We start from the raw sequence: 15,607 nt of genomic DNA, 5'->3' as shown, positions 1-15,607 counted from the left end.
CGTGGAGCCGGGCGACATCAGCAGTCTCGAGCCCTACCCGGGATTGCGGCCGTTCCGGAAGGACGAGAGCGACATCTTCTTCGGTCGCGACGATCACATCAGCGAGATGATCGTCAAGCTTTCGAAAAGCCATTTCCTTTGCGTCACCGGGTCGTCCGGTTGCGGCAAGTCGTCGTTGGCGCGGACCGGGCTGATGAACCATCTGGAGGCCGGCTTCCTGCCCGGCGAGGGCTCCGACTGGATCTTCTGCGACCTGCATCCCGGTGACCACCCGCTGGACAATCTGTTTGGCGGCATCGCCGATGCGATCGTCAGCGAAGTGCAGAAGGATGCGGAGGGCAGGGCCGACGAACGGTCGGCGCAGATCCGGGAGTTCCTCAAGGACCACGTCATCACCCAGCGTCGCACCAGTGATCTGAACACGGTGCTCGATCTGGTTGCCGGGATCGGTACGCGGCCGATCATGATCCTGGTCGATCAATTCGAGGAGCTGTTCCGCTATGCCCAGTCGGACTCCGAAGCGGCGGTCAACCTCGTCGAGATCCTGCTAAAGACCGCCGCGGCCAAGGGCAAGATCTACATCGTCATCACCATCCGCACGGACGAGCTGGAGAAGTGTTCGCGCTATCCCGGACTGGCGCACCTGATCAACGACAGCCAGTTTCTCACCCCCGTGCTCGACCGCTACCAGATCCAGCAAGCGATCGAAGGGCCCATCACGCTGTGGGGTGGCCAGATTCTGCCGGACCTTTCGACATGGCTGCTGAATTGCCTGGAGGACGAGCTCGACAGGCTTCCGCTGATGCAGCACGCCTTGCGGAGGCTGTATGCCGCGAAGACGCTGGCGGAGAACCGCAAGGACGTCACCATAGGGCTCGACGACTTTGTCGGCGTCTTCGAGCTTCCCAAGAAGCTCGATCTGATGTCGGCCGAGGGCCGGCTCGCGCTGCGTCACACGCTGTCGGACCGGCTGACGCAGCGCTACGATACCTTGCCGGAGCACCTGAAGCCGGCGGCGCGGCTGGCGTTTTGCGCCCTCACCACCGTCGACAGCCGGAATCGCGATATCCGGCAGCCGCAGAAGCTCGGAACGCTGGCGAAGATCATCGGCGCGTCAGACGACGACACCCGCTCCATCGTCCGCGCATTCGTCACCCGCGACGAGGCCTACCTTCGATATGACCCTCTTCTTGCCAAGGAGGACACCGTCGACGTCACGCATGAGTGCATCCTGCGGCTCTGGCAGCCGTTGCAGGCGGAATGGATGGCCGACGAGAAGAGGTCGGGCGAAAACATCGCCTCGCTTGCACGTCTGGCGCGGGACTGGAGCAGCACCCCGGACAGCCGATCGGCCTTCGAGAGGCTGTTCGCAGGGATCGGCTTGAAGTGGGTCGCGCGCGGCCAGTACCAGTCATGGTTTGACAAGACCCGCCCCAGTTCTGAATGGGCGGCCCGCTATCTCGGCAACGTCGATTGGTCGGGCCCGCCCGAGAGCGGCACACGGAGGGCGACACCGGAGGCGATTTTCAAGGCGATCGTGGCACTGCTAGACGCCTCGAAGCGACAACAATGGCTGTTCGTGGTGACCTCGATCGTCGTCGCGCTTGGGCTCCTTGCTGGCGTGTCGTTGGTGTCTTTCCAGATGGTGAGTGCGAATGCCCGCGAGAAGGAAAGGGTGGCGCAGGAAAAACAAAGGGTCGAAGACGAACAGGAGATCTGGAGTCTTCCGCTTGAGCATACGCGAATTTACCAGGTCAAATCGGCGCTGAAGGCGTTCAACCTTGGACTGGCGAATTTCGGTGCCGTATGGAGCAAGTTGCCGCAGGTCTACGAACTCTATCGCTTTGGTGCCGGGGATGAGGTTCATGCGGCCGACTTTGCCGCCGATGGAAATTCGGTGCTTGCGATCGACAAGTCGGGAATACTCCATCAATGGGCGGTTACTCCCGGGCGCGACGTCTTGCGCGAGGTCGATTTCGGCTTGCCCGACACCGAAGGAAACCGCGCGCAGGGCCGATCGCTCATCGTGTCGCCTCGGGGCGACGTCGCGGCGATCGGATTCAATCAGGGATCAGTGGTGCTGCTTGACCTGACCGGCACGGAGAACAGGTTCAAGGCCCTGCAAATCGATGGTCATAACCCGCACGGCATCGATAGTGTGTTCAAGGTGGTGTTTTCCTTCGACGGCACACTGCTCGTGACGTCCTCGCGCGCGGGAAACATCGCGATTTGGGAGCGATCTTTATCCCCGGCTGCGCCACCCGGCGCTTCGCAGGCGCAGGATCCGTTGTCATGGACCTTGAAGCAAGACGTTGATCTGAAGAAGCAGCTGTCGGCCGCGGATATCTGGGCGGTCGATATCGACCGCGCCAAACAGACGATCGCGGTCGGCCTTGGAGACGGACGCATCTGCTTCCTGCCGGTCGATGACCCTAGCCGGTCCATTTGCCCGGAGGAGTCCACCAAGCGCCGGGTCAAATCGGTCAAGTTTCTGCCGAACGGTTCGACGCTGGTCTCCGCCGGCAACGATGCCAAGGTCACGATCTGGGAGTTCGACGCATCGACGCGCACCGCAAAGCCTTTGCCTTTCGCGCTTGAGCACAACAACGCCATCTGGGACGTTGATGTCAGCCGCGACGGCAGCCTGCTCGCGACGGGAGATTTCTACGGCTCCGTTCGGGTCTATCAAACCGGAACCTGGCGTCTGCTCAACGTGATTGCGGCCGACGCGTTGGCATCGCGGCAAAGTCCGCGGCCGGCCGGCGCGGAAGATACCGCCGTCGATTTTTACCCGCTACGAACCGTCCGCTTCAATCCCGCGTCGACGATGCTGGTCACATCGTCGCTCGATCGCACCGCGCGGGTCTGGACGCCGCTCATCGACAGGGCGAGTATCCGCGAACTGAGCTATCGCTTGCCTCCAGCCGAAGACAAGCGGCCGCGGCGGGTTTTCTCGGTGGCGCTCAATCCCTCCGGCGAGGAGGTCGTCTTTACCGACAAGGCCGACGTCTACGTGAAAGCTGCCGGGAAAATGCCGCAGCCGCTTCCGACCGAGGGGAAGCCAAAATACGATCAGGTGCTGGTCCGGACCGCCAACGAGATCGTCGTAAGCGCCGTGGAGCCGCTACTCACCGTGTGGAACAGGCAAGGCGATGGTGGATGGGTGGTGCGGACCGTCGCATTGCCCGGCGACCCGATCCTGGTCGGACGCGCTTTGGCGATCGGCGCGTCCGGCACGCTGCTGGCCGTCGAGGTGCGAAACGGGAAGACGGCGAGCGTCCTGCTGTGCCCGTTGCGAGGCGCGCGATGGAGCTGTTCGGCATCGGAAAATCCTGATGTCGTGACGCTGCCGCTGAATGGAAAGATACCCTCCGAAGCGCCCGACGACGATTGCACGTCGAACGAATCGGAGGTGCACATTGCGCTCTCCGGAAGCGGGCGACTGGTCGCTGCCGGTGCAGGAAAGTGCCCGATTCAACTATTCGATCTTCGCAATCGCAATCAGTTCCGCTCCTATGGCGGTCACAAGGGGGAAGTGAACTCGCTTGATTTCGCGCCGGATGAGACGGCCCTGGTTGCCTCGTCCCAAGCCGGAGAGGTGAAGATTTGGGACGTTGCGAGCAAGGATTCGAAAAACGTCAGCCATCATGCTTCGCCCTACGTCACGGCTGCGAAGTTCTCCCCGTCGGGCAAGTCGATCGTCAGCACGTCGGACGACAATTCGGTGATCGTGAGCGATGCGCGTTCGGGAGCCCAGATCGCCAAATTGACGTATCGCAACAGTTTGTTCGGCCTTGCCGTCGCCAAGACTATGCGCGGCACTCTGATGGCAACCGGTTCGGAAGCCGGCGACGTCAATGTCGGGACATTCTTCGAGGACGGCAACGCCGTCACCTCATATGCGAGGTCGGTCCTGCACGACGTTTCGCCGTAACGGCGCCGCGCGCGGCGGTCGTCCATTCCGGTCTGGTTATTCTTGCGGGGCCGCGTGCAAGGATCACCGCGCCTCGATTTGGCGCGCGAGCTCGTCGTATTGATCGGTGTCTCCGACGGTCTGGTCGTAGCAGGACGAGCTAATCACAGGCTCGCCCGCCTTGAGAAGCTCCGTCACGGTGACGAAGTCGTAGCCCTGCTTGCGCAAGCTCGAAATGATGTCCGGAAGTGCATCGTCAGTGTACCAGCCGCGGCCGTTCGCATGAAACAGCACGATCGATCCCGGGTGCACGTTGTCGAGCACGCGTTTCGTCATGGCGTCCGGGCGCTCTTTCCAGTCGGGGTCATCTGACGACACATCCCACTGGATCGGCACAAGGCCCTGCTGGCTGACCGTCGCGAGCGATTTGGAATCGCAGGCCCCGTAGGGAAACCGGAACAGGCCCATCGATTTCGGCGCGATCGCATCGGTCATTGCTTCGCGGCCGGGCACGGCGCATTTGCGGCCCTCGAGCTCCTGGCGGAGCTCGTCGTAGGCCTGATCGGCCTTCCTGATTTCGTCCGCCGCGGCCGCACCCGACAACAGGCGCAGGTTGCGGTGCTCCCACGTATGATTGCCGACCTCGAAGCGGGCATCCGAGATCAGTTGCTGGGCGCGAAGCCTGTGGGTCATCATCCATTTGCCGCTCATGAAGAACGTCGCCTTGACCCCGTGGCCACGCAGGATGTCCACGATCTTGCCTTGATAGCCGGCGACCTCATTGACGCCTTCGCACAAGTCGAAGGTCAGCGCGATCAGCCGCTTGCCGGGCGGCAAGCGGACGCTCCGAACGCTGCCCGGTGTGCTCGGCCCGGCCGACGTCGCGTCCACCGACGCGGGTTGGGGGAGTGGAGGCTCTAGCCTCTCCTTGACGATGTTGTCTTCGCCGTCCCGTGCAGCGAGGTCCGCGGCGGTCCAGCACGCCTGGGGAGCGCGTGCCGAGAGGGGAGCATCTTCGGCATGCGGCGTCGGCGAGGTAACCGGCATGCACGACACCACCAGGAGAATCGCGATCAAATTCTTTCTGAACATGACTTGTCGCGCTCGAAAACGATGTCAGGAACGTGAAGCCTTGTGAATCGACAAAGCCGTGAATCGAAAAGCCGTGAATCGACAAGGTCGGGCCGCACGCAGAAACAGATGGATTCATGATGGAGCAGGTTAAACTCTAGGGCAACCTGCGGTATAATCCAGCGCTAAATTGCTCGTCGCCTGCAGGATCGACATGCGCGCGAGTCATCCCGCCTCGAGGCCCGTTGATCAACCTGGTCTTCCCCAAGTGGCCTGATCGTCCCATGACCGTCTGGAGTTGGAATGAGAATATCCTTGTCCGTCGTGGTGCTGGCGCTGGCATTTGTGCTGATCGCCCCGGCGGTGCGTGCTGCTGACGTTACCGCGGATGACACTGCGCGTTTTCTTGCCGGCCTGCAGCCGTCGGCCAATTCGCCGCTGCTGCCCTTGACGGCGGATCCGGCCTGGCAGCGCCATGCAAAATTCTTCGATTCCGCGTTCGCCCAGCTCGCGCAACAGCAATTGTCGAAGATTGGTGACTGGTCCGCCGCCAATCTCGCCGCACCCAGGCCGACCATGTTCTACATGTTCGCCGGCCCGGATTTCCTCTATGCCAATGCGTTCTATTCGAGGGCGACGACGTATGTGCTGAGCGGACTGGAGCCGACCGGCGGCGTGTCCGATCTGAGCGCGCTGCCGCCCGACGCCGTCGCGCTCGCGCTCGCGCTCGACAACATCGAGCGTTCGCTCTGGTCGCTGCTGAATTTCTCCTTCTTCAACACCAGGCAGATGAAGACGGACCTCGATGCCGGCGAGGTCAGCGGCACGCTGCCGATCCTCTATGTGTTCCTGGCGCGCTCCGGCATGACGATCCGCGACGTCAAGCCGGTGACGCTCGATGCCAACGGGGCGCTCCATGTCGGTCTGACCGTGTCGGCACGCGGCAACGCGCGCGGCACGCGTATCGTCTTTGCCGGCGCTGACGGCGTCGGGAAGACGCTGTATTACTTCGCGACCGACCTCTCCAATTCCGGCGTGAAGGCGAGTGGCTTCCTGAAGTTCTGCGCCACGCTCGCGCCCGGCGACAGCCTGATCAAGAGTGCATCCTACCTCATGCATCTCGCCGACTTCTCGGCGGTGCGCAGCTTCATTCTCGCCAACAGCGCGACGATCATCCAGGACGATTCCGGAATTCCGCTTGCGCATTACAGCCCACGGAAGTGGCGCTTTCTTCCATTCGGCCGCTATCTCGGTCCGGTCGACAAATTTCCCGGTCTCTATCAGCAGTCCTATGCCGAGTTGTTCGCCCAGGCGCGGCCGATCGAATTCGGCATCGGCTATCGCTGGCGGCCGAATGAATCGAACGTGCTGCTGTCGGTGAGGCTGTCCGGTGACGGGACCGCGACGGCGGAAGCGCTGCCGCCGTCCGAGCAGATGCCGCAGCTTGCATCGAAGCCGAAGCCGCGCAGGCCGCGTCCGCCGGCAGCGGCGCCGCCGGGTGACTTCTGGCTGTGGCGCTAAAGCACGATCCGGAAAAGAGCGAAGCGGTTGTCGCTCGCGGCAAGCGCGTGGCGCTTGCGCTGCGCGTCACCACCTCACGCTTTGGCTGGGCACGATGAACGCCGTCGTGCTCGGCTTGTTCGGATTGTGGGTGAAGTAGCCGTAGGCGGCGACGATCACGACGAGCAGGGCAAGCACGGCCAGCAAGTCGATCTGCCGGGGATCATGACCGTTGTGGCTGATTTTCCAGCGCATTGTTGTTTCCTCCCCAAAGGGGCAACGGAACAATGCGCCAACTATCGCCACAGTTCCGCCGGGCAGCAATGCGCGCCGCGCTTGGACCTGCCGCAGCAACCGATCAATTCTCGTTGACGCCGCGTCAACCGTCGTTGACGCCGCGCCAGCGGCCATAGCGCCAGGGCAGGTACCAGCGTGCCCCGGGCGGCTTCGTCAGCGGGACATTATCGATCCCGGATGTTCCCCAGGGCTGGCAGCGCAGCAGCCGCGCCAGCGTCATCCAGCCGCCGCCCCACAGGCCGAAGCGTTCGATCGCCTCGTCGCCATAGACCGAGCAGGTCGGCAGATGCCGGCAGTTGTAGCCGACCAGCGGCGACAGCGTGTGCCGGTAGATCCAGATCAGGGCGCGGCCGAGGTTGCGCGGCAAGCGGCGCATGGTGCTGGCACATTCCATGCATCGTGGATGGTGTGTCGTTGAATGGTCTGTCGGCGGCATACGCAAGTATGTACGTAGTCTTGCGGGGGTTCCAAGCCAAGGAACTGTTTTGTTGCAGATATTTACGCCACAGTTCGTTATTATTGCACAGCACCGATGGCGCTGCAGCAAGGGCTCTATGGACGGTCCGGGTCAGCAACGCTACCGTTCCCATAACGCGCCGCTGACAGAATCGTGGCGCATTGCCATGGGGCCATTGCCACCGCTCGCATCACCAAGGGCTTGGGGGAAGGAACCAAATTGAGGCTCGTCAAGTCGCTCTCGTTGCGCAGTTGGGCGCTTACCGGCGCCGTTGCTCTTTGCTTCGCGGTTTCCGGCACCGCCGCCATGGCGGGCGGTTCCGCGCAGGCCAATTCGACCCTCGAAGAGCGCAAGCTGCCGATGAAGTTCAGCTGGATCGCCTGCCAGCCGAATTGCCGCGGCTGGGTGTCCGCGGTCGGCATCATCACGGCCGATAGTCCAAGGGAATTCGACGAGTTTGCGCGCGGCCGTCAGCTCAACGGCGCAACCGTCGTGCTCGACTCCAGCGGCGGCTCGGTCAACGACGCGATCGCGCTCGGCCGCCGCTTCCGCGGTCTCGGCGTGCTGACCACGGTCGGCACCAGCGTCGTCAATCAGGTCGCGCAGGGCGGCCGCGCGAGCGTTCTGCCGGATGCCTATTGCGAGTCGATGTGCGTGTTCCTGCTGCTGTCGGGCAAGACGCGCTACGTTCCGCCGGCCGCCCATGTCCGCGTGCATCAGATCTGGATGGGCGATCGCGCCGACGACGCCAAGGCCGCGAGCTACACCGCGCAGGACCTGATGATCGTCGAGCGCGATATCGGCCGTCTTGCCAAATACACCTTCGACATGGGCGGCGCGGGTGACCTGCTGGCGCTCTCGCTCAGCGTGCCGCCGTGGGAAGACCTGCACGAATTGTCGGCGGCCGAATTGCGGCTGACCAATCTCATCACCACGGATGCGGTTGCCGACGTGCTGCCGCGGCAGGACAACAGCAAGGACAACGCAATTCCCGTCGCCGAGGCGAAGCCGAAGAACAACGATCGCTTCGTGAGCAACACGATGGAGGGTCAGGCGCCACAGGCGGCGAGGGCGACCAAGACCGCCGAGGCCGTGGTGCCGACCGGCGGCAGCGCAGCGCCGGCGCCGGCGCCGGTCCAGCCCGCGCAGTAGGGCGTGGGCCGGCGGGGAGTAAGGCTTACGCCGGCTGCTTCGCCTTGGCCTCGATCTGGCCGATCGCATCGACCACGGCATCGAAGGTCAGCAGGGTCGAGGCATGGCGGGCCTTGTAGTCGCGCACCGGCTCGAGCAGCGCGATATCGGCCCATTTGCCGCCTTGCGGGGGCTGCCCGTTTTCCTTCAGCATCTTGCGGACCGTCTCGCGCAATTCGCGCAGCTCGTCCGCGGTCGAGCCCACCACCTGGCTCGCCATGATCGAGGAGGAGGCCTGGCCGAGCGCACAGGCCTTCACGTCATGGGCGAAGTCCGTCACCACGGGACCGTCCATCTTGAGATCGACCTTGACGGTCGAACCGCACAATTTGGAGTGGGCGGTGGCGCTGGCGTCCGGGTCGGCCAGCCGTCCGAGGCGCGGAATATTGCCGGCCAACTCGATGATCCGCTTGTTGTAAATGTCGTTCAGCATGGGGACAGATGCCTGGTTCCGGCCGTGCCGGGCGCTCTTGGCGGCTGGGTTGCACCGTCCTATATATGGACGGCAACGCCGGAAACATAGCCCGGCCATGCAGCCACCGCGGCCCACCTCCGCCGCGGCGGTGCTACAATAATGGGACTCAGGCGCCCGGCGGTCGAACCATCCGCCCCGTCTGCCCGGTGACACATCCGGACCAAGGTCAAATCCGAGGGCCGGTCGAACGGAGAAGACATGGACGCCTTGATCAAGTCGATTCGCCCCAGCAAGCCGGCCGACGCCAAGCCCGGCGAGCTCGACCCCTCAGAATTCATGACGGCGGCCGTTCGTGCCGACCAGCCGCGCCCGTCGCGGGCGGAGGCGGAGGACGCCGTCAAGACGCTGCTCGCCTATATAGGCGAGAACACCGGCCGCGAGGGCCTGCTCGACACGCCGCGCCGGGTCGTCGAGGCCTACGACGAGCTTTATCAGGGCTACCACCAGTGCCCGGCCGAGGTGCTAAACCGCACCTTCGGCGAGACCGCCGGCTACGACGATTTCGTCCTCGTCCGCGACATCGAGTTCACCTCGCAGTGCGAGCATCACATGATGCCGTTCTACGGCAAGGCGCATATCGCCTATACGCCGGTGGAGCGCGTCGTCGGCCTCTCCAAGCTGGCGCGCCTGACCGACATCTTCGCCCGCCGTCTGCAGACCCAGGAGCATCTCACCGCGCAGGTCGCGGCTGCGATCGACGAGGTGCTGAAGCCCCGCGGCGTTGCAGTGCTGATCGAGGCGGAGCATACCTGCATGTCGGTGCGCGGCGTCGCCAAGCATGGTGCATCGACCTTCACCAGCCGCTTCACCGGCATGTTCCGCGACAATCCGGCGGAGCAGCAGCGTTTCCTGTCCCTGGTGCGAGGACCGAACCGGTAACCTCGCATTTCCTGAGCGAGGTCTTCCGTGTCCGCAGCGACCCACGATCACGACCGCGAGGAGGGGCTGGCCTTCCAGCCCAAATTCGACGCGGCAGGTCTTGTGACCTGCGTCGCGACCGATGCCGCGACCGGCGATGTGCTGATGGTCGCGCACATGAACGATGAAGCCCTGCGCAAGACGATCGCGACCGGCGAAGGCTGGTACTACAGCCGCTCGCGCAATGCGCTGTGGCGCAAGGGCGAGAGCTCGGGCCAGACCCAGCGCGTGGTCGAGATCCGGATGGATTGCGATCAGGACGCGGTGTGGATCAAGGTCGAGCAGATCGGCGCTGCCTGCCACACCGGACGGCGCTCCTGTTTCTATCGCGCGGTGAAGGACGAGGGCGGTGACATTCGTTTGTCATTCGTCGATGCCGATCGGATGTTCGATCCGGCGCAGGTCTATCGCAAATAGAGCGTTGATCTAAATCAAATGCGATGCGTCGAAGTGATGCACTTCGTTGCCTCCTGTTCGGCCGTGTGCAAGTAATTGCACATCGTCGTCGCGCTGGGGGTGAGTTGTGGCGCATCGTCTGATACCGCTTGTTGGGTTTCTTGCCTGGGTTGTGTTGCCGATCGGTGCAGCGCAATCGCAAACAACCGAGCGCGCACCCGACACGATGGCCGCGCGCGTCCTTGCCTGTGCGCCGTGTCACGGCGCCGAAGGCGAGGGCACCAGCGACGCCTATTTCCCGCGGCTGGCCGGCAAGCCGGCAGGCTATCTCTACAACCAGCTCATCGCATTCAGGGATGGACGGCGGAAATATCCGCCGATGAACTACCTGCTGGAGTTTCAGACCGACGATTACCTGAAGAAGATCGCCGAATATTTCGCCTCGCTCAGGCCGGCATTTCCGCCGCCGGTCCCGCCGGTCGACAGCAAGGAGATTCTGGCGCGCGGCGAGACGATCGTGAAGAACGGCGATCCGCAGCACGGCATTCCGCCCTGTTCGGCCTGCCATGGTCTGACGTTGGGCGGCATGGAGCCCGGCATTCCCGGCCTGCTTGGCCTGCGCGCGGCCTATATCAGCGGCCAGCTCGGCGGCTGGCGCTACGGCACGCGGACCGCGTTCGCTCCCGACTGCATGCAGATCGTCGCGAGCCTGCTGACGGAGGACGACGTGAAGGCGGTGGCCGCCTACCTGTCGTCGCGTCCGGCGCCGGCGGATCCATCCTTCGCGCCGCGAGGCAGCCTTCCGATGCCGCTCGAATGCGGCAGCGAACCGCACTGAAGGGATCGTGCCGATGTCGCGAACCTTAACCGGACTGCTTGTCGGAGTGATGCTGGCACTGTCGCCCATCGCGGCATCGGCGCAGCAGAAGGCAGCCGATCCGGCCGTCCTCGCCAAGGGCGAGTATCTCGCACGCGCCGGCGATTGCATCGCCTGCCACACCGCGCGCGAAGGCAAGACCTTCGCCGGCGGCCTCCCGATGAAGACGCCATTCGGCACGCTCTACACATCGAACATCACGCCCGACCCGCAGACCGGGATCGGGACGTGGACGTCGGATCAGTTCTACCAGATGATGCACAATGGCCGCTTCCCCGATGGCGGCCTGGTCTATCCGGCGATGCCGTTCGCCTCCTATACCAAGGTGACGCGCGAGGACAGCGACGCGATCTACGCCTATTTGCGCACGGTGCCGCCGGTGAGGCAGCTCAACAAGCCGCATGACCTGACATTCCCGTTCAACAATCGCTCGCTGATCCTCGGCTGGCGCACGCTGTTCTTCAGGGAAGGCGAGTTCAAGCCGGATCCAACGAAGTCGGCGGAGTGGAACAGGGGTAACTATCTGGTCGAGGGGCTGGGTCATTGCGGGATGTGTCACACCCCGATCAATGCGCTCGGCGGCAGCAAGCAGTCGCAGGCCTTCGAGGGCGGCCTGATCCCGATGCAGAACTGGTACGCGCCGTCGCTGACCTCCAACAAAGAGACGGGGCTCGGCGACTGGACGATCGAGGAGATCGTCGACTATCTGCGCAAGGGCGTGTCCGCGAAGGGCGCCGTGTACGGGCCGATGGCCGAGGTCGTCTACAACAGCCTGCAATATCTCAATGATGATGATGCGCGCGCGATGGCGGTCTACCTGAAGGGCCTTGCGCAGGGCGGTCCTCCGGAAAAGGCGTCGACTTCGCTGCCGTCGGCCGAGAGCAGTCTGCTGCTGTCCTTTGGCAAGTCGATCTATGACCGCGACTGCGCAAGCTGTCATGGCGCGACCGGGCAGGGCATGCCGCCGGATTATCCGCCGCTTGCCGGCAATCAGTCGATCCAGATGGTCTCCGCGGTGAACCCGATCCGGATGGTGCTCAATGGCGGGTATCCGCCGGGCACGTCGGGCAATCCGATGCCCCACGGCATGCCGCCGTTCGCGCAGAAGCTGTCGGATGACGAGGTCGCGGCTGTCGTGACCTACATTCGAACGGCCTGGGGCAATCGCGGCGAGCCGGTGTCGGCGCGGCAGGCCAACGAACTGCGGGCAGCAACGCTGAACTAAAGCATGATCCGGAAAAATGCGAAGCGGTTTTCCGAAACGATCATGCTCAAACAAAGGAGCTAAAGCGCGATGACCAGTCAATCTCGTCTCGTCGCGCGTTAAGGGGAGCGCGATCATGATCAATTCGTCTTCGCCGCAACCGCCGGCATTGGGCTCGGAAGACGATGATGTCGAGACCATCGTCCGCGCCGGTCCGGGTGGCGCGATCGCGGTCGCGGGCATTGCGACGGCCGTCGTGGTCGGATTGTGGTTTGCATTCTACCTGCTGGTCTTCCTGCCGCGGAGCGTTCCTTGATGGCGAGCGAGACTGACCACAGCCTCGGCGAGGCGGTTGCCGCACGGATCGAGCGGCGCTGGGCGACGCTGTCGATCGTGATCGTCGGCGTCCTGGTCGGCATGGCAACCTATATCGGCATCCATCAGGCGACGATGCCGCAGGGCCGGGTCGAAACCGCCGATCCCAAGACGCTGCATCTGTCGGGCGAATTCGTCGAGAGCAATCTCGGCAGCGAAATGCAGGCCGACGGATCGGTCACCGTGCGCGCGATTGGCCAGCAATATTCCTTTACGCCGCAATGCATCGTGGTGCCCGCGGAGACGCCGATCACCTTCCGCGCCACCAGCGCCGATGTCGTCCACGGTTTCCTGATCGAAGGCACCAACATCAACACGATGCTGGTGCCGGGTTACGTCACGGACCTGCCGGTGCGCTTCAAGGCGCCGGGCGATCACGTGATGCCGTGCCAGGAATTCTGCGGCATCGGCCACCAAGGCATGTGGGGCAAGGTCAAGGTGGTCGACAAGGCTGCGTTCCGGGACATGGCGGCAGTGAAGCGGAGGCTGACCTGTGTTGATTAACAAGCGGCTGATCGCGGCGCATTTCTGGCTTGCCTTCATCGTGTTCGGCGTCGCGCTGGTGCTCGGTGCCTGGCAGATGTTCGTGCGCAGCCCGTTGAACGCCTGGCATTTCAATCCCGAATTCTATTATCGCTCGGTCACCGCCCATGGCTCGGCGATGGGATACGTCTTCCCGACGCTGATCGCGATGGGATTCGGCTACGCGATCACCGAAGCCTCACTCGAGAAGGAGCTGGTTGGACGGCGCTGGGCCTGGGTGGGCTTCTTCCTGGTCGCCGTCGGCGCCATTGTCGCGATGATCCCGGTGTCGCTCGGGCTCGCCTCGGTGCTCTACACCTTCTATCCGCCGATGGTCGGCAATCCCTTCTACTACATCGGCGTCGTCATGGTCGTGGTCGGCTCATGGATCTGGGTCGCGCTGATGGTGACCAATTTCACGATCTGGAAGCGCGAGAACCCGGGCAAGCCGGTGCCGCTTGCGATGTACGCCAATGTCGCGGGCTCGTTGCTCTGGGGCTGGACCGCGGTCGGCGCGGCGCTCGAGATCCTGTTCCAGATCCTGCCCGTGGCGCTTGGGCTGAAGTCGACGATCGATGCGGGGCTGGCCCGCGTCTTCTTCTCCTGGACCCTTCATGCCATCGTCTATTTCTGGCTGATCCCGACCTACATCGCCTACTACACGATCTTCCCGCGGGCGATCGGCGGCCGGCTGTTCAGCGACGCGATGGCGCGGATTTCGTTCATCCTGTTCGTCGTGGTGGCGATGCCGATCGGCGTGCATCACCTGTTTGCCGACCCGCAGGTCGGCGCCGGATTCAAGTTCATGCACTCGGTGTTCACCGGCCTCGTCGCGCTGCCGACGCTGCTCACGGTGTTCACGATCTGCGCGTCGGCGGAGATCGCCAGCCGCCTGCGCGGTGGCCGCGGTGCATTCGGCTGGATCGGCGCGCTGCCGTGGTCCAATCCGATCATGCTGGCGACGGCGCTGTCGCTGGTCATGCTCGGCTTCGGAGGCGCCGGCGGTCTGATCAACATGAGCTATCAGCTCGACGCCACCGTGCACAACACGCAGTGGATCACCGGCCATTTCCACCTGATCTTCGGTGGCGCCATCGTCATCATGTATTTTGCCATCGCCTATGATCTGTGGCCGCATCTGACCGACAGGGCGCTGGACAGTTTTGGCCTGATGCGCACGCAGCTCTGGCTGTGGTTCATCGGCATGATCGTGACCACCTTCCCGTGGCATTATGTCGGTATTCTCGGCATGCCGCGCCGCATGGCCTATTACGACTATGCCAACCCGGCGATCTCGCCGCAGGCCTTGTCGGTTACGATGTCGGCAATCGGCGGGTTCATTCTTCTGATATCGGGCCTGCTGTTCCTGCTCGTGCTGATCCGCGGGCAATTCGGCGCGCGAGGCGAGGCGGGTGCGTACCGCTTCGCGGTGCCGCTGCACATGCCGGCGCGGATTCCGGTCGCGCTCAACTCGTTCGGCCTGTGGCTCGCATTGATGGTCGGCCTCACCGTGGTGAACTATGGTTTCCCGATCGCGCAGCTGATGGCGCTGAACGAGACCAGCGTGCCCGCGGTCTATGTCGGAGCAGGCCGATGAGCGACCAGCCGCTGTTCTCGCTGCGCAATCCGTGGTTCGGCGCCAGCGTCGGCATCACGGTCGCCATTGCCGTGTTGTCGGCCATCGCAGGCCTGATCTGGTTGCCGCTGGCGCAACCCAATTTGAAGCTTGCCGGCGTCTGGGATGCGATCTGCAGCGCGGCCGGCGTTCCGCGTGCCGCCGTGCAGGAGCCCGGCATCAAGCCGGATTTCAAGACGTCGAACGTCATCATGACGTCGGAGATGCTGACCAAGGTGAATCAGGTCTCGATCGGGCGGGGCGCAACGCTGGCGCAGCGCTGCGCGATCTGCCACGGACCGCAGGGCGTCAGCGACGCCCATTCACCGAACCTCGCCGGGCAATTTGCCGCGGTGACGTACAAGGAGCTGAATGACTTCAAAACCGGCGCGCGGGTCAGCGTGGTGATGAGCCCGTTCGCAGCGGCGATGAGCGATCAGGACATGAAGGACGTTGCGGCCTATTACGCCTATCTGCCGCGGGTGCCTTCGAACAATCTGGATACCGCGCGTCCCGCGCCGGCGATCGTGGTGACGGGCGCCCCGATGCGCAACATCGCGCCTTGCGGCTCCTGCCACGGCGATGTCGACAACAAGGCGGGAAGCCCCTGGCTCGGCGGCCAGTCGGCGGTCTACATCAAGGCGCAGCTCGAAGCCTTTGCATCCGGGGCCCGCCGCAACGACATCAGTCAGCAGATGCGCAACATCGCGCGCCAGATGACGGCCGAGGAGATCGACCAGGTCGCGCATTACTACGAGGCCCAGCCCTGAGCCATTAACGCGCCATTAACCAAAAT

The 15,607-nt window shown here is 63.7% G+C and carries 15 protein-coding genes; 11 read left to right on the top strand and 4 right to left on the bottom strand.

Features of this window, described 5'->3' with window-relative positions; genetic code table 11:
• Position 1: 1 nt before the first annotated feature.
• Positions 2-3,934: an NACHT and WD repeat domain-containing protein gene (locus AC1VNY_RS30795; RefSeq protein ID WP_482407978.1), complete on the top strand. Its 3,933-nt coding sequence runs from the start codon at positions 2-4 to the stop codon at positions 3,932-3,934.
• Positions 3,935-3,997: 63 nt separating this feature from the next.
• On the opposite strand, the gene AC1VNY_RS30790 is transcribed toward AC1VNY_RS30795, so the two are convergent.
• On the bottom strand, positions 3,998-5,005 hold the full coding sequence (locus tag AC1VNY_RS30790; protein WP_482407977.1) for a polysaccharide deacetylase family protein: 1,008 nt from the start codon (positions 5,003-5,005) through the stop codon (positions 3,998-4,000).
• Positions 5,006-5,287: 282 nt separating this feature from the next.
• Between AC1VNY_RS30790 and AC1VNY_RS30785 the strand changes: the two genes are divergently transcribed.
• Entirely contained in the window at positions 5,288-6,505 is a 1,218-nt protein-coding gene (locus tag AC1VNY_RS30785; protein WP_482407976.1) for a hypothetical protein, read from the top strand.
• A 66-nt stretch (positions 6,506-6,571) separates the two neighbouring features.
• Here AC1VNY_RS30785 and AC1VNY_RS30780 read toward each other — a convergent pair whose 3' ends face one another.
• Both AC1VNY_RS30780 and yidD read right to left on the bottom strand, forming a co-directional pair.
• Positions 6,572-6,739 carry a hypothetical protein gene (locus AC1VNY_RS30780; RefSeq protein ID WP_016843922.1) on the bottom strand — a complete coding sequence of 56 codons (168 nt, stop codon included), beginning with the start codon at positions 6,737-6,739 and terminating at the stop codon, positions 6,572-6,574.
• A 124-nt stretch (positions 6,740-6,863) separates the two neighbouring features.
• A complete protein-coding gene (gene yidD, locus AC1VNY_RS30775; protein WP_028342687.1) occupies positions 6,864-7,175 on the bottom strand; it encodes a membrane protein insertion efficiency factor YidD in 312 nt (103 codons plus the stop codon).
• Positions 7,176-7,457: 282 nt separating this feature from the next.
• On the opposite strand from yidD, the gene AC1VNY_RS30770 reads away from it, so the two are divergent.
• Entirely contained in the window at positions 7,458-8,390 is a 933-nt protein-coding gene (locus AC1VNY_RS30770; protein ID WP_482407975.1) for a COG3904 family protein, read from the top strand.
• A gap of 25 nt (positions 8,391-8,415) precedes the next feature.
• Here the strand turns inward: AC1VNY_RS30770 and AC1VNY_RS30765 are convergent, their stop codons facing one another.
• Entirely contained in the window at positions 8,416-8,862 is a 447-nt protein-coding gene (locus tag AC1VNY_RS30765; RefSeq protein WP_028342685.1) for an iron-sulfur cluster assembly scaffold protein, read from the bottom strand.
• A 240-nt stretch (positions 8,863-9,102) separates the two neighbouring features.
• Between AC1VNY_RS30765 and folE the strand changes: the two genes are divergently transcribed.
• The 8 genes from folE (at position 9,103) to AC1VNY_RS30725 (ending at position 15,581) form a co-directional block, all read left to right on the top strand.
• Positions 9,103-9,783, top strand: coding sequence for a GTP cyclohydrolase I FolE (gene folE / locus AC1VNY_RS30760; RefSeq protein ID WP_028336162.1), 681 nt, complete (start codon positions 9,103-9,105; stop codon positions 9,781-9,783).
• Positions 9,784-9,810: 27 nt separating this feature from the next.
• Positions 9,811-10,239: a phosphoribosyl-AMP cyclohydrolase gene (gene hisI / locus AC1VNY_RS30755; protein WP_038383245.1), complete on the top strand. Its 429-nt coding sequence runs from the start codon at positions 9,811-9,813 to the stop codon at positions 10,237-10,239.
• Positions 10,240-10,444: 205 nt separating this feature from the next.
• Positions 10,445-11,056, top strand: coding sequence for a c-type cytochrome (locus AC1VNY_RS30750; RefSeq protein WP_482407974.1), 612 nt, complete (start codon positions 10,445-10,447; stop codon positions 11,054-11,056).
• Positions 11,057-11,105: 49 nt separating this feature from the next.
• On the top strand, positions 11,106-12,320 hold the full coding sequence (locus AC1VNY_RS30745; protein WP_310881695.1) for a c-type cytochrome: 1,215 nt from the start codon (positions 11,106-11,108) through the stop codon (positions 12,318-12,320).
• A 115-nt stretch (positions 12,321-12,435) separates the two neighbouring features.
• The gene (locus AC1VNY_RS30740; protein ID WP_482407973.1) at positions 12,436-12,615 is read left to right on the top strand and encodes a hypothetical protein; all 180 of its coding nucleotides are present in this window, start codon (positions 12,436-12,438) and stop codon (positions 12,613-12,615) included.
• Positions 12,615-13,178, top strand: coding sequence for a cupredoxin domain-containing protein (locus tag AC1VNY_RS30735; RefSeq protein ID WP_482407972.1), 564 nt, complete (start codon positions 12,615-12,617; stop codon positions 13,176-13,178). The genes AC1VNY_RS30740 and AC1VNY_RS30735 overlap by 1 nt, the downstream gene beginning before the upstream one ends.
• A complete protein-coding gene (locus AC1VNY_RS30730; protein ID WP_482407971.1) occupies positions 13,168-14,793 on the top strand; it encodes a b(o/a)3-type cytochrome-c oxidase subunit 1 in 1,626 nt (541 codons plus the stop codon). Before AC1VNY_RS30735 ends, AC1VNY_RS30730 begins: the two co-directional genes overlap by 11 nt.
• Positions 14,790-15,581 carry a c-type cytochrome gene (locus tag AC1VNY_RS30725; protein WP_482407970.1) on the top strand — a complete coding sequence of 264 codons (792 nt, stop codon included), beginning with the start codon at positions 14,790-14,792 and terminating at the stop codon, positions 15,579-15,581. The genes AC1VNY_RS30730 and AC1VNY_RS30725 overlap by 4 nt, the downstream gene beginning before the upstream one ends.
• The last annotated feature ends 26 nt before the right edge of the window (positions 15,582-15,607 follow it).

Source organism: Bradyrhizobium ferriligni (assembly GCF_056837965.1).
Note: the sequence above shows the minus strand (reverse complement) of the source record. Positions and strands in the feature narration are given on the sequence as shown.